16 protein-coding genes are annotated in these 24,593 nt (G+C 66.7%); 9 read left to right on the top strand and 7 right to left on the bottom strand.

Features of this window, described 5'->3' with window-relative positions:
* Positions 1–178 precede the first annotated feature (178 nt).
* Positions 179–1,246, top strand: coding sequence for a tetratricopeptide repeat protein (locus tag JOF56_RS18790; protein WP_209639741.1), 1,068 nt, complete (start codon positions 179–181; stop codon positions 1,244–1,246).
* Positions 1,247–1,315: 69 nt separating this feature from the next.
* On the opposite strand, the gene glgP is transcribed toward JOF56_RS18790, so the two are convergent.
* Positions 1,316–3,889 carry an alpha-glucan family phosphorylase gene (gene glgP / locus JOF56_RS18785; protein ID WP_209639738.1) on the bottom strand — a complete coding sequence of 858 codons (2,574 nt, stop codon included), beginning with the start codon at positions 3,887–3,889 and terminating at the stop codon, positions 1,316–1,318.
* A 371-nt stretch (positions 3,890–4,260) separates the two neighbouring features.
* On the opposite strand from glgP, the gene JOF56_RS18780 reads away from it, so the two are divergent.
* Complete coding sequence (locus JOF56_RS18780; RefSeq protein WP_209639735.1) at positions 4,261–6,228, top strand: alpha-1,4-glucan--maltose-1-phosphate maltosyltransferase; 1,968 nt, start codon at positions 4,261–4,263, stop codon at positions 6,226–6,228.
* On the opposite strand, the gene JOF56_RS18775 is transcribed toward JOF56_RS18780, so the two are convergent.
* Genes JOF56_RS18775 through JOF56_RS18760 form a run of 4 tightly spaced genes read right to left on the bottom strand, consistent with a single transcriptional unit; the run spans position 6,225 to position 11,450 of the window.
* Positions 6,225–7,250, bottom strand: a complete 1,026-nt coding sequence (locus JOF56_RS18775; protein ID WP_209639732.1) for an NlpC/P60 family protein — start codon at positions 7,248–7,250, stop codon at positions 6,225–6,227. The genes JOF56_RS18780 and JOF56_RS18775 overlap by 4 nt on opposite strands.
* 18 nt (positions 7,251–7,268) lie before the next feature.
* Positions 7,269–7,751 carry a poly-gamma-glutamate biosynthesis protein PgsC/CapC gene (locus JOF56_RS18770; RefSeq protein ID WP_209639729.1) on the bottom strand — a complete coding sequence of 161 codons (483 nt, stop codon included), beginning with the start codon at positions 7,749–7,751 and terminating at the stop codon, positions 7,269–7,271.
* Positions 7,748–9,325 (bottom strand): poly-gamma-glutamate synthase PgsB, encoded by a 1,578-nt coding sequence (gene pgsB, locus JOF56_RS18765; protein ID WP_209639726.1) that lies wholly within the window; start codon positions 9,323–9,325, stop codon positions 7,748–7,750. Before pgsB ends, JOF56_RS18770 begins: the two co-directional genes overlap by 4 nt.
* Before the next feature lies 1 nt (position 9,326).
* Positions 9,327–11,450 carry a cache domain-containing protein gene (locus tag JOF56_RS18760; RefSeq protein WP_209639723.1) on the bottom strand — a complete coding sequence of 708 codons (2,124 nt, stop codon included), beginning with the start codon at positions 11,448–11,450 and terminating at the stop codon, positions 9,327–9,329.
* A gap of 115 nt (positions 11,451–11,565) precedes the next feature.
* Between JOF56_RS18760 and JOF56_RS18755 the strand changes: the two genes are divergently transcribed.
* From JOF56_RS18755 to JOF56_RS60160, 5 genes are all read left to right on the top strand, one after another.
* Positions 11,566–12,495, top strand: coding sequence for a hypothetical protein (locus JOF56_RS18755; protein ID WP_209639720.1), 930 nt, complete (start codon positions 11,566–11,568; stop codon positions 12,493–12,495).
* Between the two features lie 176 nt (positions 12,496–12,671).
* On the top strand, positions 12,672–14,453 hold the full coding sequence (gene treS, locus JOF56_RS18750) for a maltose alpha-D-glucosyltransferase (protein WP_209648325.1): 1,782 nt from the start codon (positions 12,672–12,674) through the stop codon (positions 14,451–14,453).
* Positions 14,450–15,805, top strand: a complete 1,356-nt coding sequence (locus tag JOF56_RS18745) for a maltokinase N-terminal cap-like domain-containing protein (protein WP_209639717.1) — start codon at positions 14,450–14,452, stop codon at positions 15,803–15,805. The genes treS and JOF56_RS18745 overlap by 4 nt, the downstream gene beginning before the upstream one ends.
* Before the next feature lie 41 nt (positions 15,806–15,846).
* Positions 15,847–18,030 (top strand): 1,4-alpha-glucan branching protein GlgB, encoded by a 2,184-nt coding sequence (glgB, locus tag JOF56_RS18740; protein ID WP_307855149.1) that lies wholly within the window; start codon positions 15,847–15,849, stop codon positions 18,028–18,030.
* The gene (locus tag JOF56_RS60160) at positions 18,020–19,036 is read left to right on the top strand and encodes a response regulator transcription factor (RefSeq protein WP_209639714.1); all 1,017 of its coding nucleotides are present in this window, start codon (positions 18,020–18,022) and stop codon (positions 19,034–19,036) included. Before glgB ends, JOF56_RS60160 begins: the two co-directional genes overlap by 11 nt.
* 51 nt (positions 19,037–19,087) lie before the next feature.
* On the opposite strand, the gene JOF56_RS18730 is transcribed toward JOF56_RS60160, so the two are convergent.
* A complete protein-coding gene (locus tag JOF56_RS18730; RefSeq protein WP_209639710.1) occupies positions 19,088–19,651 on the bottom strand; it encodes an RICIN domain-containing protein in 564 nt (187 codons plus the stop codon).
* 5 nt (positions 19,652–19,656) lie between these two features.
* On the bottom strand, positions 19,657–20,283 hold the full coding sequence (locus JOF56_RS18725) for a hypothetical protein (protein WP_209639707.1): 627 nt from the start codon (positions 20,281–20,283) through the stop codon (positions 19,657–19,659).
* 224 nt (positions 20,284–20,507) lie between these two features.
* Between JOF56_RS18725 and JOF56_RS18720 the strand changes: the two genes are divergently transcribed.
* Together JOF56_RS18720 and JOF56_RS18715 are read left to right on the top strand one after the other, a co-directional pair.
* Positions 20,508–22,772 carry a glycosyl hydrolase family 95 catalytic domain-containing protein gene (locus tag JOF56_RS18720; RefSeq protein WP_209639704.1) on the top strand — a complete coding sequence of 755 codons (2,265 nt, stop codon included), beginning with the start codon at positions 20,508–20,510 and terminating at the stop codon, positions 22,770–22,772.
* Positions 22,773–22,925: 153 nt separating this feature from the next.
* Complete coding sequence (locus JOF56_RS18715) at positions 22,926–24,446, top strand: NPCBM/NEW2 domain-containing protein (protein WP_209648323.1); 1,521 nt, start codon at positions 22,926–22,928, stop codon at positions 24,444–24,446.
* The last annotated feature ends 147 nt before the right edge of the window (positions 24,447–24,593 follow it).

The following is a 24,593-nucleotide window of genomic DNA, read 5'->3' as shown; positions in this document are numbered from 1 at the left end:
CACTGGTGGCGTATCCTGCGGCCCGCGGACTTCGCCGAACACCAACTCCCATATCCGCCCGGTCCCTCGTGGGCCGGGTTTTCCTTTGTGCCGGATACGCCGACCGAGCAGATCTGCCCCGATGGACACCCCTGTGGACGTAGGTTTGCGAACGATGGGTGCGTAACGTCTCTGTCTCGTGCGGACAGTTTGCTCCGGAACTTACCTGGTCATCGCGGTGGTGACCGCGGTCGTGGCCATTGAGTGGTCGCGGGTGGGCATTGTGTTCGGGCTGCTCGGGGCGCTGGTCGGTGCAATCGTGACGTTTGCTGTCATCAAGCTCGGTCTGCTGGTTGGGGCGTTGCTGTTCGGGGTGCGTGTGCACGGCGTCGTCATCGGGATTGGGCCGAGGGTGGCGGAGTGGCGGGTTGTTTCGGTGCGGGCGTTGCCGCTGGCGCTGTCGGTCGATGTCGGTCCTGGGCGGTTACCTGCACGGCGGCGGCTGGTGGGCGCGGCTTTGGTGTCGGTTTTCGCGGGGTTGGCCGCGGTCGTGACGTTCGGCTTTGTCGCCGGGCTGGGGATGGCGCTGGGCGGCGCTGCCGCGTTGATCAAGTCGATGGTTCCGGACCGGATGTCCACCGGGTGGTTGCTGTTCCGGCAGCCCTGGGCCGAGATGACTCCGGGCGTCCTGCAGGTGTTCGACCTGGTGCAGGCCGGGGAGTTGGACGCGGCGGAACGGCTGGTCAGCCAGCTTTCAGTGGCCCACCCCCAGATGCGGGCCGTGCGCGCGTCCCGGGTCCTGGTCCTGGAGGCGCGCGGACGTTACGCCGAGGCTCTGACCTTGGCCATCGGCATGTCCTCCGACGCCGAGCAGCATGACGCCGCAGCCGCCATGGCCACGGTCGCAGGCCTCACCGGCGCGGCAATCGAAGCAGGCCAATTGGCCGCCTCAGATGGGTTACCCGTCGCGGCCCGCGCCCTGCACGAAGCCATTGAACTCGGCAACCCCAGCTACATGCTCGACGGAGCCCGCGCCCTGATCGCCCTGCTGGCCGGTGACCCCCAGCTCGCCGTCCAACTGGCGAGAATGGCCTGCAACAACAACCACGGCTCACTCGGCCGGGCCGACCACCTGGCCACCCTCGCCCGCGCCTACATGGCCGCCGGCGACAACTCGGCCGCCCGCCGAACCCTCGCCAAAGCCGAACGCCTCGTCCCATGGTGGCCCCGAGTCGCCCTGACCCGCCGCCGCCTCGACCTCGCCTGAGACAGTTTGTGCGTCCCCAATGCCACATTGGTGGCATCAGATGACACCAATGTGGCATTGGGGGCAAACTCAGTTGGCGAGGATGACGCGGCCTAGCTCGGCGGTTGAGGACAGCAGGTCGTGCTTGGGCAGCACGCGGACCGTGTACCCCAATGCGCCGGCGTGCGGCAACGGGAGTTCGGCTACGTAGGTGCCGTCGCTGTCCGGGTTCATCGGGACTGTGACGACGTCGAGCAGGTCGTCTGTGTCGCCGACTCGGCCGACTACGGCTTGGACTTCGACGTCGGCCGGCTGGAGGCCCGCCAGTTCGACTGAAGAGCGGACCTGGACGCGTTCGCCGATCACCGGAGTTTTTCCGTCGGGGAGGGTCAGTTCGCTGTCGGTTACGCGGACGTGGTGCCAGGCTGCGTCGACTCGGCCTCGGTAGGCGGCGAGGTCCTTGGCTTGCTGGTAGCCGTCGGAGTTGGCGCGGGAGGCCGACGTGGCCGCGGGCGCGTAGAAGGATTCCACGTATTCGCGGACCATTCGGGTGGCCTGCACCTTGGGGCCGAGGGAGGCCAGGGTGTGCCGGACCAGTTCCATCCAGCGCGAAGGGACTCCGTCGGTGCCGCGGTCGTAGTACGTGGGCGCGACCTGGGAGGTGATGAGGTCGTACAGGGCTGAGGCTTCGAGGTCGTCACGGCGCACGGGGTCGGTCACGCCGTCCGCGGTCGGGATCGCCCAGCCGTTGCGGCCGTCGTAGAACTCGTCCCACCAACCGTCCCTGATGGACAGGTTCAGGCCGCCGTTCAAGGCCGCCTTCATGCCGGAGGTTCCGCACGCTTCCAACGGCCGCATCGGGTTGTTCAGCCAGACGTCGCAGCCCCAGTACAAATACCGGGCCATCGACATGTCGTAGTCGGGCAGGAACACGATCCTGTGCCGTACTTCGGGGTCGTCGGCGAACTGGACGATCTGCTGGATCAGCGCCTTGCCGCCGTCGTCGGCCGGGTGCGACTTGCCGGCCACGACCAGCTGGACCGGCCGTTCGGGGTCGAGCAGGATCGCCTTGAGCCGGGCCGGGTCGCGCAGCATCAGCGTGAGCCGCTTGTATGTCGGCACGCGCCGGGCGAAGCCGACGGTCAGCACGTCGGGGTCGAACACCGAGTCGGTCCACGACAGTTCCAGTGACGACGCGCCGCGCTGCAACCACGCCTCACGGACACGCCTGCGGACCTCGTGCACGAGCCGGTCCCGCAGACCGCAGCGCAGTTCCCACAGCAAAGCATCCGTCACAGGCTGGAAGCCGGTCAGCCCCACTTCGGTGTCTACTTCGGACTCACCCAGCAGCTTCGAGATCTCGCGGGCCGCCCAGGTCGGGCCGTGCACGCCGTTGGTGACCGACTTGATCGGCACCTCGTGGGTGTCGAAGCCCGGCCACAGTCCGCCGAACATCGACCGGCTGACCTCGCCGTGCAGCTTGGACACACCGTTCGCGCGTTGCGCCAGCCGCAGGCCCATGTGCGCCATGTTGAACATGCCGGCGTTCTCTTCCGCACCGAGCGCGAGCACCCGCTCCACGTCCAGGCCGGGCAGCAGATTGCCGCCGCCGAAGTAGTGCCGGACCAGGTCCACCGGGAACCGGTCGATGCCCGCGGGCACGGGCGTGTGCGTGGTGAAGACCGTCCCGGCGCGCACAGCCGACAGCGACTGGTCGAAGTCGAGACCCTCAGCCGCCATCAGCTCACGGACACGCTCCAGCCCCAGGAAGCCCGCGTGACCTTCGTTGGTGTGGAACACCTCAGGCTGCGGGTGGCCGGTCAGCTCGCAGTACGTCCGCACGGCGCGTACGCCGCCGACCCCGGCGAGGATCTCCTGGCGGATGCGGTGGTCCTGGTCGCCGCCGTACAGCCGGTCGGTGACCCCGCGCAGGTCCTCGTCGTTCTCCTCCACGTCGGAGTCGAGCAGCAGCAGCGGCACCCGGCCGACGTTGGCCTTCCAGATCCGCGCACGCAGCACCCGGCCGCCAGGCATCGAAACGTGCACAAGCAGCGGTACGCCCGACGGCTCGGTCAGCGGTTCGAGCGGCAGGCCACGCGGGTCGATCACCGGGTAGTGCTCGACCTGCCAGCCCTCGGCCGACAGCGACTGCCGGAAGTAGCCGGAGCGGTACAGCAGCCCCACACCGATCAGCGGCACGCCCAGGTCGGACGCGGCTTTCAGGTGGTCACCGGCGAGCACACCGAGTCCGCCGGAGTAGTTCGGCAACGCCTCGGTGACGCCGAACTCCATCGAGAAGTACGCGATCGACCGCGGCAGCCGCAGCGCCGCCGGGTCGCCCTCGGCGCGGTGCGTCAGTTCCTCGTTGCGCCGCTGGTACCAGCGATCGCTGGTCACGTAGCGCTTCAGGTCGTCGGAGATGGCCCGGACCCGGGTCATGAAGTCCTCGTCGGCCGCCAGCCGGCGCAGCCGCTCGGCGGGCGCCTGCTCCAGCATCCGCAACGGGTCGCCCCCCAGCTCCTCCCACGCCTTCGGATCCACCGTGGCGAAGAGGTCCTGGGTCGGCGGATGCCAGGTCCACCTCAGGTTGTTGGCCAGAGTGCCCAGCTCGGCGAGCGACTCCGGCAGGCCGGCACGGACGGCGAAACGACGCACAGCTTTCACCCGAGCACCATACTTACCGATGCAGGTGATCTTGAAGGGCCCTTTCAGGCGGGAAAACCGGTGTTCCCATCCCCTGGTGGGCCGATAAAAACAGGTTATGAGACCTTCCGGTCCGCAGGTCGCCGGCCGCACGGGCATGCTTCGCCCGAACGGACCGTTTGTTCCCGGCGAGACCGGGTACGTCTGCCGGCTGTCCTCCCGGCACGGTGGATTCCAGGCGGGACACCCGAGAGAAGGTGATCTTGCCTGATCCCGCCTCGTCAACATCGGGTTAACCCGGGCTTACCGGCGGGTTCGGGCCAACCCCGTTACGTGATAAGCACTCGGACACGGCAGACTAGAGGCAGAACCCGGACTTGAGGAGTGCCTCTGTGAGCGGCCGCCTGGGCATCGATGACGTGACACCCACTGTCGACTGTGGCCGGTATCCGGTCAAAGCCGTTGTGGGAGAACACATTCCGATCCAGGCGACGGTGTGGCGCGAAGGTCATGACGCGGTCGCGGCCACCGTCGCCTGGCGCGGGCCGACCGACACTGTGGCCCGGCAGACGCGGATGGTGCCGCATCCGGTCGAGCCGGACCAGTTCGTGTCGACGATCGTGCCGGACACCGAGGGCCTGTGGACGTACCGCGTGGACGCGTGGAGCGACCCGTGGTCGACGTGGAAGCACGCCGTCGAGGTCAAGGTCGGCGCCGCGCAGACCGCCGAGGAGCTGTGGAACGACCTGGAGAACGGCGCCCGCCTGCTGGAGCGGGTCTCCAGGCGGCCCAACCGCAACGGTGAGAAGCGGCTGCTGGCCTCGGCCGCGCAGGCTCTGCGGGACACCGAACGGCCGCTGCCCGCCCGGATCGCCGAGGCGCTGTCGGAGCCGATCCACAAGATCATGACGTCGCATCCGGTCCGGGAACTTGTCACGCGCGGCAAGACAATCCGGATCTGGGTGGACCGCAAGCGCGCGTTGTTCGGCTCCTGGTACGAGTTCTTCCCGCGTTCCACCGGCGGTGTGGACGAGTCCGGCAAGCCGGTGCACGGCAACTTCACCACAGCCACCAACGAGCTCGACCGGATCGCGTCGATGGGTTTCGACGTGGTCTACCTGCCGCCGATTCACCCGATCGGCCGGGTCAACCGCAAGGGCCCCAACAACAGTGTCATCTCGGTGCCGGAGGACGTCGGCTCGGTCTGGGCGATCGGGTCGTCCGACGGCGGGCACGACGCGATCCACATGGAGCTGGGCTCGCTCTCCGACTTCAAGGACTTCGTGGCCCGCACCCACGAGCTCGGGATGGAGGTCGCACTCGACCTGGCGCTGCAGTGCGCGCCCGACCACCCGTGGGTGGCCGAGCATCCGGAATGGTTCACCACCCGTCCGGACGGGACGATCGCGTACGCGGAGAACCCGCCCAAGAAGTATCAGGACATCTACCCGCTGAACTTCGACAACGACCCCGCCGGGTTGTACGCCGAGGTGCTCAGAGTCGTCACGCACTGGGTCGAGAGCGGGGTGCGGATCTTCCGGGTGGACAACCCGCACACCAAGCCGCCGGACTTCTGGCACTGGCTGATCACCCAGGTCAAAGCGACACACCCGGATGTGCTGTTCCTGTCGGAGGCGTTCACCCGCCCGGCCCGGCTCTACGGCCTCGCCCGGCTGGGATTCACCCAGTCGTACACGTACTTCACCTGGCGCGTGGGCAAGCAGGAACTGATCGACTTCGGCACCGAGCTGGTGAACCACGCCCACGAAGCGCGGCCGAACCTGTTCGTGAACACGCCGGACATCCTGCACGCCTCGCTGCAGGAGGGTGGTCCGGGCATGTTCGCGCTGCGCGCCGCGCTCGCCGCGACCTTCTCCCCCACATGGGGGGTTTATTCGGGCTACGAACTCTTCGAGCACGAGCCGGTCCGTGAAGGCAGCGAGGAGTACCTGAACTCGGAGAAGTACGAACTTCGTCCCCGCGACTGGGAGCAGGCGCTCGCCGACGGCCGTTCCCTGGAGCCGTGGCTGCGCAAGCTCAACTCGATCCGCCGCGCGCACCCGGCGTTGCAGCAGTTGCGCACGCTGCACTTCCACAGTGTGGACAACGACGCGATCCTGGCTTACTCCAAAGTGGACCCGGCGACCGGCGACACCGTGCTCGTGGTGCTCAGCCTCGACCCGTTCGCCGGCGAGGAGGCCACGGTCTGGCTGGACATGCCGGCGCTCGGCATGCGCTGGCACGACCGGTTCACCGCGCGTGACGAGGTCACCGGCCAGTCGTGGGACTGGGGCCAGGCGAACTACGTCCGGCTGGAACCGTGGAACGCGGTCGCTCACATCATTTCTGTGCAGCGCTAAATCCGGCGGGCTGCCCGGAAGCCCCGGGAGTACATGCCGCCGTCGTCCAGCAGTGATGTTCCGCCCACGTCGCCGAGGGTGGGGCCGTTGATCCGTTCACGGCTGGACATGAACCGGTGCCGGCCGTCGGAGTCGGCACCGAGGTAGATGCCGGCGTGGTCGAGTTCGTCCGCGCCGCCTTCGACCTCGAAAAAGACCAGGTCACCAGGTTGCAGGGCGTCGTATGCGGTGCTGCGCTGCCCTGTATTGGGTACGGGCGTGACGCCTGGGCCAAACGCGGCGATCGCGTACGCGCGTCGAGGCAGGCCGGGGCCACGGGTGTTCGTGCCGAGCAGCGGGTACTCCATGCGGTAGCCGTAGACCAGCCGCACGAAGCCCGAGCAGTCCACAGCTCCGTAGTGCTTGCTGTCGGGCTTTGTTCGCGTGCCGTCCGCGAATGTCCATGGCACGCCTAGGTAGTCGTAGAAATCCGAGCGTTCGAGGCGGCCCGCGCCTGTCGACGCGACCGGCCCGAACGAGGCATCGCCACGGAACCGCACCCCCTCGGCGTTCTTCTGCTCGGCGGCGCCGTCGAGGTATTCCATCGCCACGGCAAGCACGTCCGGGCTTTTGTCGCTCATTGCCTTGGTCAACCATGGCCGCAACCAGTCCGCCGACTCGTCTCCTTGCTTCCACGCCTGAGGCGCGAGCCGTACCCAGGCATTGGTCGTGACATCGGCCGTGGTGGCTTTCGGCTCACGGAACGTACGACTTGGCCCTGTGATCACGACGGTTCGGGCACCATCGGTCATCGTGGCGGCAACAACCGTGCGACTGTCACGGACGACTGTGCGTGGCGGATTGTCCAATCGCTCGAACGTGTAACCGTCATTCACGCTTTCGGGCAAGGCATTTTGTCTGGTGGCGCCGGCCACCGGGGCGGGCGGCGGCGTTTCCTGGTCGAAGTAGACAAAGGCCCCGGCGGCCACACCGATGACTCCGAGCAGGACGCCTGCCCGTATGGCCGTGGTGGTTCTGGACATGTCACTTCCTGCCTTTCGTCAGGTGGTCGGCACCAGGCCGACCAGGACGCCGCTGATCAACACTCCATAGCTGGCCAGACTGACCGCCGTCGTACTCAGCACAGTGGCAACCGGTGGTTGGCGCACAAGCTGGTACGCGATCAGGCCGGGCACGACGAACCCAAGCGTCTGGTGAGCGAACAACAACGGATAATCGCTTTGAATCAGCACGAAAAGCGATGTCTGCAGCAACACCCCGGCCAGCACGACAGCGGCGAACAACCGCTTGCCGTAAAGAATGACCACCCGCTGCAGAATCTTGGTCAGGATGAAGGTGAGCGCGGTGGTGACCACGATGATCGCGGCCCGCCGGTAGTCCTCGACCATGGTGAGCGCCAGCCACCCGGGCGTGATCATCCCGCCCGGCGACAGATTCGTGGCCAGATAGCAGACAAGCGAGAACACCAGCCCGATCGCCAGCCCCAGCGTCGCGACCTCGCTGAGCAGCCCGCCCGCGATCACGACCCACTCCCCGGATCGGGAACCCCACCTTCACCAGGCGGCGCCACCCTCCGCGGCAACGGAATGGTCCGCTGCACCGCCGAAGACCGCCGCGGCACCGGACTGGGCCGAGAACCATTGGCAGGCTTGGGTTTCACAGCCTCGGGCTCGACCGGCTGCGATCCTGTGACAAACCAGTACTCCGACGACAACCGACGACCTGCTGGCTGCACTCGAGCAACAGTGCCCGGTTCCACGGACTGCAGCAGTTCGGCGCCGGGCCAGGACTCGACCGGCGAGTGGAATCCGGTGGGCTGGGCTTGTGCCGAGGGGCCGGGCCAGGGCTCGGTCGGGGGGAGAAATCCGCTGGTGGGCTGAGGCTCCGGGGGTAGTGAAGGGCCGGCACTTGGCTGTTGGGGGTCGGCGGGCTGGAGGGTGGCCAGTTGTTCGAGGAGGACCTCGCCCTGGCCGTGAATGTTGCCGATGGTCACCAGGGAGGCTGTGCCCGCCATTGCGTTGAGGACGCCGGCCAGCAGTTTGCCCGGGTCCTGACGGCCACCGAGGTCCACGACTTCGCCCTGCCATGAGGTGGGGATCGCGGCTCGGGCGCTGCGGGTCTGTTCGCCGATCAGGACTACACGGACGGGGTCGATGCGCGGGATCAGGGCGCCCATCTGGCCGTTGCGTTCGATTCGGTCGGGCCGGCAGTTGATCACCACGTGCAGGGGGCGTTCGATGGCCTTGTTGCCCAGCAGCTGTTCGATGTTCATCAAGGTCGACTCGGGGTCGTTGGCCGCGAAGATGTTCGCGAACCGCAGGTGGAGGCTGCCTGCCTGGTAGCGCTGCACGGAAAGCACGCCTGGGTCGGGGGCCGCGTCCCACATGCCGGCGAGCGCGGACTGCCGGTTCACGCCAAGCAGATCCGCGACCGCGAGTGCGATCGCCACGTTCTCCTTGAAGGTGATCCAGCTGAAGCCGGCCATCTGCTCGTCGGTCACGGACTCGGGCTCGACCGCGATGAGCTTGCAGTCACGGCGCTTGGCCTCCTGCTGAAGGATGTGCAGGCGTTCCTGTTCCGCGGTCACGCAGATGCCGCCGACCGGCATCGAACGGCTCAGCGAACGGGCGACGTCGTCCAGCGTGGGGCCCATCTCGGCCAGGTGGTCCTCGCGGACGTTGCAGAGCACACCGATGGTGGACTGGATCAGTTTGCGCTGGTTGATCTCCTGCAGGTCGGGCTGCACGGCCATGCACTCGATCGTGAGCACGTCCGGACGGTAGGCGGAGGCACGCCGGACAATGCCGATCTGCTCGACCACATTGGCGATGCCGAATTTCCGGTACACCGGTTCCTCGCTGCCGTCGGGGTGGATGAACCGGGCCGCAGTGCCGGTCGTCTTGGCCACGGTCACCAGGCCGCCTCCGCGTAGAGCGCCCGCGCAGAGGCGTGTGATCGAGCTTTTGCCGCGAATTCCGTTGACGAGCACACGGGTCGGGATGCGGCGCAGATTCGCGTAGTGGCGGCGTTGCTCGACCACTCCCAGAACCAGCAGGGACAAACATGCGGTCGTGAAGACCACGAACAGGAACAGCACGTCAGACCTCGGCTCGGGTATCAGCGGTGATCCGGGGCAGTTGCATGGTGTCCTCGGTGGCCGCGCCTCTCGGGCGGCGTGCCACGCCGAGTCGTTCGACTCCGTCGGACAGGGCCTGCCGGCAGATCTCCAGGCAACAGGCGATGGTTCCGATCTCGTCCTGCCGCTCCGGGAAGATCACGCCGGTGAACTTTCCCGCCGCCGCGACCCGGCGAAGCGGCCTGATCAGCACCAGGTGGTGCCAGCCGAACAGCAATATCGCGAGCAGGCCGCCGATCAACGCGACGAGCATCGCTCCACGCCGTACTTCGTTGCCGGGCAGACTCAGCTCACTCACCGGCTTTTGCGAGACAATGGCCCACGGCAGGTCCTCGACCGGCCGCGCCACGAGCACCGACCGGTCCCGGCCGGCGCCGTCCACCCTGGCGGCGGGCCGCCCCGAGAGCGCCTCGGCGACGCCGCGCCGCGCGTCCTGCCCAGGCAGTTGTTCGAACGCGACGAAGCCGTCGGTCGCGGCCAGCGTGCGCAGTTCCGAGTCGACCAGCCGGACCCGGCCGGGGGCACGCCTCAGCAAATCCGCGAGGTGGTCCACGTCGAACTCCGCGACCAGCGTGAAGTTCGCACCAGGCAGTAACGCGTGCGCGAACAAAACCGGCACCCGGCCTGCGGTGTCCTGCAGCCGCACGCCCGGGTCAGCCGGCAGCACGTTGATCCCGCGCAACGGTGGTCTGCCTGCGGAAGTCGGGGTCACGACCCCTGACCGGTCGATCACGTACACACTGCGGAACCGCTCCTGACCAGCAAGTTCCTGCACAACAGGCAGCAGTACGGCAGGGTCTCGGGAGCCGTTGAGCCTGGCGACCGATTGCAGGTCGGTGAACCCGTCGCCGACGGTCCGGCGGATGGTCTCGGCCGCGTTGCCCACCTGGCTTCGATGGCCGCTGACCACCGAGTCAGGCACCTGGGCAGTGCCGGCACCCACTGTCAGGGCAACCCATCCTGACCAGGCGAGCACCCCAAGCGCGGCGAGAAAGACCGCGATGCGGGCCGACAACAACGGCCAGCGCCGCACGCGTGGGGCCGGGTCGCCGCGAAAACTCGCCCGGCAGTACTCGACGGCCGCCGCGATCCGGCGCGTCTCCGACGAATGCGACAGCCGGGTCCGATGGTCCAAGTTCCCGCCCGCGACCTGCAACATGTCCGCGCGCAACCGCCGAACCGGGCCGACGAGAGCCATCCTGATCAGCCCGAATCCGGCCAGCGCGACGATGACCAGCGCAAGCGCGGGCCGTACTCCCTGCTGGGTCGGTCCGGCCTCGGCCAACGGCGAACGCACGACCGAGAGCAGGGAAAGTCCTCGCGCGTCGACCACGGGTGCGTAGGCCACGACCATGGCACGCTCGTCCAGACCGGGTTCGCCGACGTAACTGCCGGTCTGCCCGGCACTGGCCGCTGCGGCCGCGCTGGCCAGCAGCGACTGGGCGGGCTGGTCGTCGACTGCGGGAACCGTGCCCCGGCGGTCGATGATCTGGCTGTTCTGGTTGGTCAGCAGCAGCCCTTGCCGCAGGTCAGCGTCCAGCGGGACACTGGGAATGCCTGAGGCCGTGGCCGCCACGAGCACTCGTCCCGAGTCGTCGGGCAGGACGACCGAGACCACCATCCACAGCTCGCCGTCCGCCCGGACCACCGGGGTGATCATGGCGTCGGTGAGCGGATCCGGGGCCGGAATCGGCTCGCCGCGGGTGGCGATCGGCTTGCCGGTGTCGCGTTCCAGCAGGGAAAGGCCCTGCCACTTGGGCTGGCTCTGGTTCACCGCGGCCAGCAGGTCCGCAGGTTCACGCGCCGGATCCGAGACCGTGACCGCAGTACGCAGGTCCGCGACGTTCTGACCGGCCGTGGCCGCGACGGACCTGGCCATGCTCTGCACAAGCGCCCGCTGGGACTCGACAACCGCCTCCGGTGCGGACACGGCCGGCTCGCGCAAATGCAGTGCGCTGAATCCGGCGAGCAGTATCAGCAGGGCAACGAGGACGGTCGAAGGCACGCCGACCCCAGCGGGGAAACCGCCTTCTGCCAGCTGCCCTTCCAGATCCGTACGGTTGCGCCCTTTCCTGAAGATCCTCAAGGCCACTCCGAAATGTCGGTTACGGTGGCGCGCGCTTCGTATAACGCATACGGGCTCATGCGCGAAGTGGTTCATCCGGCCGGGAAAACGCGGGATTCCTCTACACTGCGCGGCGATGAAGTTAAGTGCGCGGCAGTGGATACCCATCGTCACGGCCACCGTTGCACTCGTGGCAGTTGTGGGGGTGCTGGTGGGTATCGATGGCCAAGAGCAGCCGAGCATGGAGCCCACCCCGCCCTCGCTGGATCTCGGCGACGTGCTCACGGGTTTCGCAGCGACGCTGCGGCCGGAAGCGCCCTACCGGCCGCCGACCGCGAGCGAGCGCAGGGATGTCGTCGCCGCGCTGAGCCCGTTGTTCGGCGAGAGCTCGCGCATCGATCGGTCCCACGAAGCCGATGCCCTGCGGCCGCTGGGATTCACGCCGACCATGGGCACCGATCCCGCGACTGGCCGGGAGTACGCGCTGGTGGTCAACGAACGGGGTACCGAACGCGCCTGGGGCTTCTATCTGGTCGATCTCTCCCGCCCGGTGCGGCTGGCCGTCGAGGTGCCGCATCCGAACTTCGACCTCGGTACCGAGCGGATCGGGTTGGCGCTGTTCCGCGCGGTGCCGGGAGCGGCACTGCTCGTCGCCGGTACACACCGCCGGGCCGAACGCGGCGCCGGCGACGTGGCACATCGCACCGACTCGGCGTTCCATGCAGTGGCCACCGATCTCGCTGAGCGAGACGTTCCACAGGTGCAGCTACACGGCTTCCACGACGACAGCCTGCCGGACACCGATGTGGTGATCTCGCCGGGCGCCGGCAAGGCCGGCGAGATGATCCGGCGGATCGCCGCCGGGATCGACGACAGAGGCCTGAAGACTTGCCGCTCGTGGGAACGCGACTGCGGCAGGCTCGAGGGCACCAGCAATGAACAGGGCAAAGTGGCCGCTGAGCAGGAGTCCGTCTTCGTCCATCTGGAGATGAACCGGAGCGTGCGGGACGACGAGCGACAGTGGGGCGATCTCGTCCGCGCGGTCGCCCGCGGACTGGAAAAGTAAAGAGCCACCCGTGATTCGCTCGTCCGGCGGTTGACCAGCTAGAGTCCGCACACCGCCGAAGCATTCGCCGTCCGGACAGCCGCCGTTGTTGATCGCCGCTGTTTCGAACAGTCACGCTTTGGGGTACCACCAAAGTGTTGAGTCTCGAGTGAACGAGTGGTGCAGACGTGGCGAGCATGCCGGAAGAATCCCGTCCAGACTCCGCGTTGGGCCTGGACGGTGTCCCGCATACGGGTGAAGCCGTCCTTGCCGACGGTCACCTGGTCGAGCCGCAGGCCGAGGACTTCCGATCGGCGCGGCTGGTACCCCGTGACCCTGACTGGTTCAAAAGCGCTGTCTTCTATGAGGTTCTGGTCCGGGCTTTCACCGATTCGGACGGTGACGGCACGGGCGACCTACGCGGCCTCGCGTCCAAGATGGACTATCTGGCCTGGCTCGGGGTGGACTGCCTCTGGCTGCCGCCGTTCTACGCCTCGCCGCTGCGCGACGGCGGCTACGACATCAGCGACTTCCGCGCGGTGCTGCCCGAATTCGGCACCGTTGAGGACTTTGTCTACCTGCTCAACGAGGCACACCGCCGCGGCATCCGGGTGATCACCGACCTGGTGCTCAACCACACCTCGGACGCGCACCCGTGGTTCCAGGCGTCCCGCAACGACCCGGCAGGCCCGTACGGGGACTACTACGTCTGGTCGGACACCAACGAGGCCTACCCGGACGCGCGGATCATCTTCGTCGACACCGAGACGTCGAACTGGACCTACGACCCGGTGCGCGGCCAGTTCTACTGGCACCGGTTCTTCTCCCACCAGCCGGACCTCAACTTCGAGAACGCCGAGGTGCAGGAGGCCATGCTGGAGGTGCTGCGGTTCTGGCTGGACATCGGCATCGACGGCTTCCGGCTGGACGCGGTGCCCTACCTCTTCGAGGAGGAGGGCACCAACTGCGAGAACCTGCCGCGTACGCACGAGTTCCTGCGCCGCTGCCGCAAGGTCGTCGACGACGAGTACCCCGGCCGGGTGCTGCTTGCCGAGGCCAACCAGTGGCCGTCGGACGTGGTGGAGTACTTCGGCGATCCGCAGGTCGGCGGGGACGAGTGCCACATGGCGTTCCACTTCCCGTTGATGCCGCGCATCTTCATGGCCGTGCGCCGGGAGTCCCGCTTCCCGATCTCGGAGATCCTCGCCCAGACGCCGCAGATCCCCGACGGCTGCCAGTGGGGCATCTTCCTGCGTAACCACGACGAGCTGACGCTCGAGATGGTCACCGACGACGAGCGCGACTACATGTACACCGAGTACGCCAAAGACCCGAGGATGAAGGCCAACATCGGCATCCGGCGCCGGCTGGCCCCGCTGTTGGACAACGACCGCAACCAGCTCGAGCTGTTCACCGCGATGCTGCTGTCGCTGCCCGGCTCGCCTGTTCTGTACTACGGCGACGAAATCGGTATGGGAGACAACATCTGGCTCGGCGACCGGGACGCGGTCCGCACGCCGATGCAGTGGACTCCCGACCGCAACGGCGGGTTCTCCCAGTGCGATCCGGGGCGGATCTACTTGCCGGTGATCGCCGACCCGGTGTATGGATATCAGGGGATCAACGTAGAGTCACAGCTGAATAACACGTCATCGCTGCTGCACTGGACACGTCGGATGATTGAGGTGCGCAAGCAGCACCAGGCGTTCGGGCTCGGCGATTTCGACGAACTCGGCTCGTCCAATCCGAGTGTGCTGGCGTATCTGCGCCGGTTCGGTGACGACACGGTGCTCTGCGTGAACAACCTCTCGAGATTCCCGCAGCCGGTGGAGCTGGATCTCTCGAAGTACGAAGGGCGTCAACCGGTTGAGCTCACCGGCGGCGTGCGGTTCCCGTTGATCGGTGAACTGTCCTACCTGCTCACCCTGCCGGGACATGGCTTCTACTGGTTCGAGATCGTGGCGGTGGACGAGGGATGACTGAGGCGCTCGCGCGGATGCTCGCCGGCGAACTACCGCAATGGCTGCCTGGGCAGCGGTGGTTCGCCGGAAAGGACCGGCCGGTCTCAGCGGCTCGCGCGGTGCGCCTGGTGACATTGCTGGCCGGCGAGCCCAGGCTGGAGCACGCGCTGGTCGAAGTGGTGCAGGACGACCGCAAGTCGGTCTACCAGATGCTGCTGGGCAGCCGCGAGACGCCGCCGGAGCACCTGTCCGGCGTGTGGGTCGATGCCGACGGCCGTCAGTGGTACGAGGCGACCGCCGACCCTGAGCTGATGGCGTTCCTGCTCGACGCGATCGCGGCCGGGCAGAACGCCGGGCCGGTCAGCTTCCACCGTGAAAGCGATGTCAAGCTGACCGAAGGCCTGCGTGGCCGGGCTGTCACCACCGAGCAGAGCAACACGTCACTGATCTACGGCAAGCAGTACATCCTCAAGCTGTTCCGTCGTCTGGCTACGGGCCCGAACCCGGATCTGCAGATCCATCGGGCCTTGCATTCGGTTGGCTGCGAACACATCGCGCAACCACTCGGCTGGATCGCCGACGACGAGGGCGCCAGCCCGACGCTGGGCATGCTGCAGGAGTTCCTGTCGGACGCGGCGGACGGCTGGGCGATGGCCACCACGAGTGTGCGTGACCTGATGGCCGAAGCCGATCTGCACGCCGACGAGGTAGGCGGCGACTTCGCCGGCGAGGCGCACCGCCTCGGCGCGGCAGTGGCCACTGTGCACGCCGATCTGGCGCGGGCGTTGGGCAGCCGCCCCGTCGAACCCGGTGAGATCGAGGCGACCGTCAACGCCATGCACCGCCGTCTGGACGCAGTCCTGGAAGCTGTTCCTTCGCTTGCACCGCAAGAGAAAGCTCTTCGCGAGGCGTTCGAGGAGGCGCGCGGCGCGGACGGCGGCGTACCGATCCAGCATGTGCACGGCGACCTGCATCTGGGCCAGGTCCTCCGGACGGTCAACGGCTGGGTCCTGATCGACTTCGAGGGCGAGCCGTCCGCACCGGTGAGCGAACGCAGCGCGCCACGATCCCCGTTGCGGGACGTCGCCGGCATGTTGCGGTCGTTCGACTACGCCGCTCACCAGCTGCTCGTCGGCCAGCCGGAAGACCACCAGCTGGAAGTACGCGCACGCGAGTGGACCAGCCGAAACCGCAGCGCCTTCTGCGACGGGTACGCCGAGGTCTCCCCCAACGGCGACCCCCGTGAACACGAGGTCCTGCTCCGCGCCTTGGAGCTGGACAAGGCTGTGTACGAAGTCTTCTACGAGCATGCCAACCGTCCCGACTGGATCCAGATCCCGCTGGCGTCGATCGCACGGATCGCGTCCTGACGTGATCTGCGCCCAGCCGGCCTGACCACTAGGATGTCCTGGTGAATCCACTCGACCCGGCCCCGCCGGCCGAGGATCTCGACCGCCTGCTCGCCGGCTCACACCATGACCCGCATTCGGTGCTGGGGATGCATCCGCATCCGGCCGGCGCGGTCGTCCGGGCGTACCGGCCTGGGGCGAACTCGGTGACGGTGCTTGCCGGTGACCTCAAGCAGGAGCTGGACGAGGTCGCGCCCGGGCTGTTCGCCGCCGTGCTGTCGCAGACCCCGACGGAGTACCTGTTCGAGGTGGCGTACGGCGACAAGGTCGAACTGGTCGAAGATCCGTACCGCTGGCTGCCCACGCTGGGTGAGCTCGACCTGCACCTGATCGCCGAGGGCAGGCACGAGCGCCTGTGGACGGTGCTCGGCGCGCACGTCCGTAACTACGACACGCCTGCCGGCGTGGTCGAGGGCACGTCGTTCGCGGTCTGGGCGCCGAACGCCCACGGCGTAAGGGTCTGTGGCGAGTTCGACGGCTGGGACGGCCGGGCGAACCCGATGCGCTCGCTCGGCTCCTCGGGCATCTGGGAGCTGTTCCTGCCCGGCCTGCCGCCTGGCACGCACTACAAGTTCCGGATGCTCGGCAAGGACAACGGCTGGCACGAGAAGGCCGACCCGCTGGCGTTCTCGGCCGAACCGCCGCCCGCGACCGCTTCCATCGTGTCCACTTCGAACTATGAGTGGCAGGACGACGAATGGGTCGAACAGCGTGAGAAGACCCAGTGGTGGCGTAGCCCGATCAGCAAGTACGAGGTGCACCTCGGGTCCTGGCGGCCAGGTCTGGGCTACCGCGAGCTCGCCGAGCAGCTGGGCGACTACGTCAGTCAGCTGGGGTTCACGCACGTCGAACTGATGCCGGTGGCGCAGCACCCGTTCAGCGGGTCGTGGGGCTACCAGGTCACGTCGTACTACGCGCCGATGTCGCGCTTCGGCTCGCCGGACGACTTCCGGTACTTCGTCGACCACCTGCACTCGCGGGGCATCGGCGTGATCATGGACTGGGTGCCCGCGCACTTCCCCAAGGACTCCTGGGCGCTGGCCCGGTTCGACGGCCAGCCGCTCTACGAGCACGCCGACCCGCGCCGCGGCGAGCACCCGGACTGGGGCACGCTCGTGTTCGACTTCGGCCGCAACGAGGTCCGTAACTTCCTTGTGGCCAACGCGCTGTACTGGCTTGAGGAGTTCCACATCGACGGCCTGCGCGTGGACGCGGTCGCCTCGATGCTCTACCTGGACTACTCCCGCCAGGAAGGCCAGTGGCTGCCCAACGAGCACGGCGGCCGGGAGAACCTGGACGCCGTGCGGTTCCTGCAGGAGCTGAACGCGACTGTCTACAGGCGACACCCAGGCGCGATGATGATCGCCGAGGAGTCGACCGCGTGGCCGGGCGTGACCAGGCCGACGCACCTGGGCGGCCTCGGGTTCGGCTTCAAGTGGAACATGGGCTGGATGCACGACACGCTCAACTATCTGGGCCACGACCCCGTGCACCGCTCGTACCACCACAACGAGATCACGTTCTCGCTCGTCTATGCCTGGAGCGAGAACTACGTCCTGCCGTTGTCCCATGACGAGGTCGTGCACGGCAAGGGCTCGCTCTGGACCCGGATGCCCGGCGACGACTGGAACAAAGCCGCGGGCGTCCGAGCGTTGCTGGCCTACATGTGGGCACACCCCGGCAAGCAGATGCTGTTCATGGGCGGCGAGTTCGGCCAGATCGACGAATGGTCGGAGAACCGGTCGCTGGACTGGCACCTGCTCGACGACCCGCTGCACGCCGGAATCAAGGCACTGGTCGGCGACCTGAACTCGGTCTACCGCGACAACCCGGCGATGTACACCGGCGACACCGCGCCCGAAGGCTTCTCCTGGATCGACGCGAACGACGCCGCCGGCAACGTCCTGAGCTTCCTCCGCCAGGACCCCGACGGAGACAACGTCGTCGCCTGCGTCGCCAACTTCGCGGGCATGCCCCACCACGACTACCGCATCGGCCTGCCCAAAGCCGGGCACTGGCGCGAGATCGTCAACACCGACGCCACCGCGTACGGCGGATCAGGCGTCGGCAACCTCGGCGGCGTCGAGGCCACCGCGAAGCCGTGGCACGGCCGACCGGCTTCCGCTGTACTGCAATTGCCTCCCCAAGGCGTGGTGTGGCTCGTACTCTCCAAGAGTGGCGAGTGATCTGACCAAGCTGCTCGGCGCGTTGCACGAAGCCGGGCGCCAGCCGGAGGCGGATGTACGTCACCAGGTGCTGACGACCGTGACCGCGGTCGTCGGCGGTGACATCGTGGCCTACCAGTCGATCGACCAGACCACCGGTCGAAGCGAGCAGGTCTCGGTGCCGGACTCGTGGGTGACCAGGGATTTCGAGGAAGTCTTCGTCCAGCACGTGCCGCGGCACCCGTTGTTCCAGCACTTCCACCGGACCGGACAGCTCGACGCGCTTCGGCTCAGCGACGTGGCCACTGCCCGCGAGCTGCGGGGATTGGGGATATATCAGGACTTCTACCGGCCGTTGGGCATCGCGTACCAGATGATCTGCCGGTTGCGCGGAGAGTCGGGCGTGTCGGACATCCTCGTGCTCAACCGGGGGCACGCGGATTTCACCGATACGGAGCAGCAGGTCGTCCGGATGGCGCAGCCGTTTCTGGCCAATCTGGTCGCCACCGCGGCCGCCACCTCGTGGTTCGACACCGCTTTGGCCGCACTGGAAGGAATCGACGACACCGCGTACGGCGTAGTGCTGCTCGGCCCGCTCGACAAGATCAGCGTCACCAACCAGGCCGCGCGACTACTCTTCACGGCCTATTTCCGCCGTACGGCAAAGGAAGGCGACGTCCTGCCGGAGGAACTGGCTTCCTGGCTTGCAACACAGGGTCTCGTTCCCGAGCCGTACACCGTGCGGCGTGGATCGCGTCAGCTGACTGTGCGGCTGTACAAACATCGTTCCTCGGCAGCTTTGCTGATGTCCGAGACTCGCACCGAGTCACCGCCGGTGCCGCAAGCGGATCTGACCGCCCGCGAATCCGATGTCCTGTGGTTGGTGACCAACGGCCGGACCAGCGCACAAGCCGCACAGGTCCTGGGAATCAGCACCCGGACCGTGGAGAAACACCTGGAGAACGTCTACAACAAGCTCGGCGTGACGAACCGTATGCAAGCCTCGGCTCTGATCTTCGGTAAGTAGGACAAGGTGCGTGCCGGCGCCCTGCATCGCCGGCACGCACCTGGTGAACGGTCAGGCAGGCGCGAAGGAGAAGAGCTTGGCCATGCCCGTGTACTGAGCCATGATCGTGTTGGGGCCGTTGCTGTTGTTCAGCATGTTCATGAATTTCCCGCTATGGGAGACCTGCAGCAGGAACAGACCGGTCGGCGGATCGATGAACCGGGAGAATCGCTGGTGGCTGCCTGCCACGCATTCGGTCTCGGTGAAATAGGCGCCTTCTCCCTGATCCGCGCCATAGGCACCGAGGCAGTTACGGGTGTGCACATTCCAGAATGTGTACTGCGCACTGGGATCCGAGCCGCCAGTCTTGCAGACCAGCCATTTCTGCTCGGCGCCGCCCCAGATCCAGTGCTGAACGACTTTGCCCTGGTTGGGCGACTCCTGGGAGATCTGCAGCGCGTAGCCGTCCGCCGTCTTGATCCGCTGTGCGCCAGGAGCGCAGCTCATGTCGCCGCCCACGCCGGCCGGTCTGATCGTGATCTGCGCGGACGCCGTCGGCGTGAGGAATGCGCAGGCCGAAACCACGATCGCGACGACGGCACCGAGTTTGCGCAGCATTGTCTTGTTTCCAGCCATTGCGCTCAGCATCCGATCCGGCGCCGCGCGGCTTCCCGCAACGTGCCCTGGGGTTCAGTCTGGGCGCAGGACGCCGTGCCTTCCTCGATATCGGCGAAGGTCACAAAGCTGCCCCGGCCGCCAGGGGTGATGTTGACCCAGACCCCGGTGGAATTGCCGGTCCTGCCGCAGATGTACCGGGACCACTCACCCATCACCCGGCGGGTGCCCTTGTACAGGCCGTACTGCCCGGGCTGGTTGAAGTTCCAGGTGATCGCGGTCTGCACAGTGTCCGTTGTGGACTTGGTGCGCTGCACCGAGAACCCGACCTTGACCGACACGTTGGCGAACAGGCTCGTGCCGATGACGGCGCTGAACTCGGTGCTCTGGTTGACCGACGTGGTGACGGTGTCGACCTGGGTCAGGGTTTCGGTGCGCGAACCCGTCGTACCCGGTGCGATGGTGATTCCCCGGAAATGGGTCACCGTCGGCATTGTCTGCGCGGAGATGATGTCGTACCACTCGGACTCGATATTCGGATTGCAGTTACGGCCAGGTGGCGGATCGGCAGCCGCCGATCCCGCCGGAATCGCCAATGCGGCGGCCGCGGCGGCGGCGACGCCGATTGCGATGTTCCTGAGCTGCCTTCGCAAGGATTTCCTCCCGATTCGACAGGGTTTGTTGTTTTCCCATCGTCGGGTCCGGCTGTTGGGCGTCGCAATACGTATCGCTACGTAGCCCGGCCAGACCTCGGAGGACTTGCCCTGGTTGGTCTAGTCCATCCCTCTTGACGCGACTCGCCCGGCTGCCTACTTTCGTGATGAACTCGGGTGCACTGCCGCCGCCCCGCACCTGCTCACGAGTCAAGGGACGGCGCATGCCCAAACAGAGCTGGGATGTTTCCCGGCGCGGTTTCATCGCTGGAACGGCCGCGGCCGCGACGGTGGCCGGAACTGGTTCCGCCGCGCAGGCGGCGGTTCCGGCCGCGCTGGACTGGCCCGCGTTCATGGCGAAGCAGGACCTGATCTGGAAAAAGCTGCCGAACGACTGGTGGCAGGGCCCGTTCCTGGGTGACGGCCGGCTTGGCACGATGGTCTACAAGCAACCCGGCAAGAACCAGATCCGGTTCACCACGCAGCACGCCGAAGTGCAGGACTACCGGCCCCAGTTCGGCAGCGCCTGGGGCGTGTGCCGGTTGCCGGTAGGCCAGCTGACGCTCGAACCGGCTGGGACGATCAGCGGCGTGGACTGGCGGCTCGACCTCTGGAACGCCGAGTTGACCGGCACAGTCACCACGAACAAAGGCACGCTGAGGCTGCGGGCCTTCATCCACACCACGCAGTCGGTGCTGGTCGCGACCGTGACGGCGACCGGAACCGAACAGGTCAAATGGGTCTTCCACGAGGAGAAGGCCATCAGCCCGAAGTCGGCGTCCGAGTCGCCGCCGTCCGGGTACACCGAAAACCCCGCACCCACAAAGAAAACCACCGCGAACGTCAATCTCGTGGTGCAGCCCTTGGTCGCGGACGGGCAGACCGCCACCGCATACCGGAAGGCCGGCGACACGCTCTATCTCAGCGTCGCGCATTCGTTCCCGGACAAGACAGCTGAAGCAACAGCTCGAACAACTGTTGAAAACGCTGTCAGCACAGGCGAAGCGGCCCTGCGGACCAGCCATCGGGCCTGGTGGAACGCGTACTACCAGAAGAGTTTCCTCTCCATCCCCGACCAGCGGCTGCAGGCGTTCCACTGGGCGCAGCTGTACAAGATCGCGTCCGGCACGCGGGCGGACGCGCCGGTCATGGCCACCTGCGGGCCATGGCTGGAGAAGACCGGCTGGCCCGCGGTGTGGTGGAACCTGAACGTGCAGCTGGAGTACTGGCTGATCCACGGCTCCAACCATCTCGAGCTCGACGCGATCAGCAAGACGTTGCACGACAACACAGCCAACCTGATCAAGAACGTCCGGCCCGAGTACCAGTCGGACTCGGCCGGTGTCGGACGCAGCACCGACCGGCGCACGATCAAGGGCAGTTACGTCCAGCGTCCCGGCGACAGCGGCAGCGGTGAGGTCGGCAACCTCGCGTGGACCCTGCACAACGCGTGGCTGAGCTACCGGCACTCGATGGACGAGACCCTGCTCAGGGACACGATCTTCCCCCTGCTGCGCAGATCGACGAACTACTATCTGCGATTCCTCAAGACCGGCAGTGACAACAAACTCCACTTGCCGCAAACGCTTTCCCCAGAGTACGGCCTCGCGCCGGACGCCAACTACGACCTGTCGTTGCTGCGCTGGTCACTGGAAGTATTGCTGGACACCAACACCAAGCTCGGCCTGAACGACCCACTGGCCTCGAAGTGGCGCCAGGTCCAGCGCGATCTCGTGCCGTATCCGGTGGACAGCACGGGTTACATGATCGGCACCGGTGTGCCGTACGAGAAGTCGCACCGGCACTACTCGCATCTGCTGATGGTGTACCCGCTGTATCTGGTCACCCCGGACACCACGGCGAACCGGACGCTGATCGAGAAGTCGGTCAAACACTGGCACAGCATCCAGGGCGCGCACCGCGGCTACAGCTACACCGGCGCCGCATCGATGTTCGCCTTGCTGGGCAACGGAAACGAAGCGCTCACCTATCTACTGAAGTTCTTCGACACGAGCACTCGTTACCCCGCGACAGAGAACACCATGTACAAGGAAGGCAGCCCGGTCGTCGAGACCTCGTTGTCGGCCTCCCAGTCCATTCACGACATGCTGTGCCAGAGCTGGGGCGGAGTGATCCGGGTCTTCCCGGCCGTGCCGGACAAATGGCCGGCTGCCGCGCTGGACAACTTCCTCACTCAAGGCGCTTTCCTGCTCAGCGCCGTACGCAAGGGCGGAAAGACGAGCTGGGTCAAGATCACCAGCCAGGCCGGTGAACCCTGCAAGGTCAAACACGGCATCGGCGGCGACATCGCCGTGAGCGCGTCCGACGGCACACCCGTGACCTGGCGAAACCTCACCGATGGCGTGATCGAGATCGATCTCGGCAAGGACGCTGCCGCCGTCGTGCACCCGAAAGGGGCACTGCCTGACCTGACCGTCGACGAAGTCCCGATCACGATCCCCGGCAAGCCCTGGGGCCTGCCGGCCTAGCCTTATTGCGAGGGAGCACCACCTGTGTCCAGAAAACTCGTGGCGGCCGTGGCCGCACTGTCCACTGTGGCCGCGTTTGTGGTCGCACTCGTCGTCACCGTGGCGGCGGTACCCGCCCAGGCCTTGGAGAACGGCCTCGCCCGGACACCTCCGATGGGGTTCAACAACTGGAACACCACCAACTGCCGGGCCGAGTTCAACGAGAAGATGGTCATGGACACGGCCGACATCTTCGTCTCGCGCGGCCTGAAGGACGCCGGCTACGAGTACGTCAACATCGACGACTGCTGGGCCAAGACCAGCCGCAACGCCCAGGGCAACCTGGAGCCGGACCCGGTGCGCTTCCCGCGTGGCATCAAGTTCGTCGCCGACTACGTGCACTCCAAGGGCCTGAAGTTCGGGATCTACACCAGCGCGGGCACAAAGACCTGCAACACAGCGGGTTTCCCTGGCGGGCTGAACAACGAACAGCGGGACGCCAACCTGTTCGCGTCGTGGGGCGTGGACTACCTGAAGTACGACAACTGCAACAACCAGGGTGTGGACGCCAAGCAGCGCTACACCAAGATGCGGGACGCGCTGGCCGCGACCGGACGGCCGATCGTGTTCTCGATCTGCGAGTGGGGCCAGAACAAGCCGTGGGAATGGGCGCAGAACGTCGGAAACCTGTGGCGTACCACCGGTGACATCAACGACTCGTACAGCAAGATGGTGGACATCTTCAAGAAGAACCTGCCACTGGCGCAGTACGCCAAACCCGGCGCGTGGAACGACCCGGACATGCTGGAGGTCGGCAACGGCGGCATGACCGCGACCGAGTACCGCTCGCACTTCAGCCTGTGGGCGATCATGGCGGCACCGCTGCTGATCGGCGCGGACCTACGCAAGGTGAACACCGAGAACTTCACCACCCTGCTCAACAAGGACGTCATCGCCGTCGACCAGGACACGCTGGGAATCCAGGGCAAGCAGATCTCGTTGTCGTCCAACAAGTACGTGATCTCCAAGCAACTGTCCAACGGGGACTACGCGGTCGTGTTGTTCAACAACAACTCCTCCGCCCAGACAATCAGCACAACGGCGTCCGCGATCGGGATCGGATCGTCCACCAGTTACAACCTCAAGGATCTCTGGTCCAAGTCGACCCAGACGACAACCGGCGCGATCAGCGCGTCCGTCCCGGCCCACGGAACCGTGATGTACCGGGTCAGCAAGGGCGTCCGCACCCCGCCGGCCGCCGGAACGCACCAGGTCTCGGACCTCGGCTGGGACTCCGCGACCAGCGGCTGGGGCCCGATCGAGAAGGACCGCAGCAACAACACGCAGGCCGGCGGGGACGGCCGGACGCTGACGATCAACGGCACGACCTACGCCAAGGGCCTCGGCGTGCACGCGGTCAGCGAGATCACCTACTACCTGGGCGGGGCGTGTAGTTCGTTCTCGTCGAGCGTCGGCATCGACGACGAGACCGCGAACGGCTCGGTGGTCTTCCAAGTGTTCGCCGACAGCACCAAGATCGCCGACAGCGGGCGCATGACCGGCGCGGACGCGGCCAAGCAATTGACCGGTTCGTTGGCCAATGCCGAACAGCTCCGCCTTGTCGTGACCAACGGCGGCGACAACATCAACTCCGACCACGCCGACTGGGCGGCCCCCACGATTGCCTGCGGATGAACTTTGTGTGTCCCCAATGTGGCGTTGGTGGCATCTGATGCCACGAACGCCACATTGGGGACATGTCGGCGGTGCCCCGAAAGCCACGTTGGGAGCATCCAGCGCTCCGAAAGCCACTTTGGGGGCACACCCGGCACCGAAATGAGG

This window comes from Kibdelosporangium banguiense, assembly GCF_017876405.1.
GTDB classification, from domain to species: Bacteria; Actinomycetota; Actinomycetes; order Mycobacteriales; family Pseudonocardiaceae; genus Kibdelosporangium; species Kibdelosporangium banguiense.
This window is presented reverse-complemented; position numbering and strand designations above follow the sequence as displayed.

Excerpts from the sequence above, each read along its gene's own strand:
- JOF56_RS18730 (WP_209639710.1), bottom strand. The coding sequence starts at position 19,651 with ATGGCTGGAAACAAGACAATGCTGCGCAAACTCGGTGCCGTCGTCGCG.
- treS (WP_209648325.1), top strand. The coding sequence starts at position 12,672 with ATGCCGGAAGAATCCCGTCCAGACTCCGCGTTGGGCCTGGACGGTGTC.
- JOF56_RS18720 (WP_209639704.1), top strand. The coding sequence starts at position 20,508 with ATGCCCAAACAGAGCTGGGATGTTTCCCGGCGCGGTTTCATCGCTGGA.
- JOF56_RS18745 (WP_209639717.1), top strand. The coding sequence starts at position 14,450 with ATGACTGAGGCGCTCGCGCGGATGCTCGCCGGCGAACTACCGCAATGG.
- JOF56_RS18715 (WP_209648323.1), top strand. The coding sequence starts at position 22,926 with ATGGGGTTCAACAACTGGAACACCACCAACTGCCGGGCCGAGTTCAAC.
- JOF56_RS18775 (WP_209639732.1), bottom strand. The coding sequence starts at position 7,250 with ATGTCCAGAACCACCACGGCCATACGGGCAGGCGTCCTGCTCGGAGTC.
- JOF56_RS18755 (WP_209639720.1), top strand. The coding sequence starts at position 11,566 with ATGAAGTTAAGTGCGCGGCAGTGGATACCCATCGTCACGGCCACCGTT.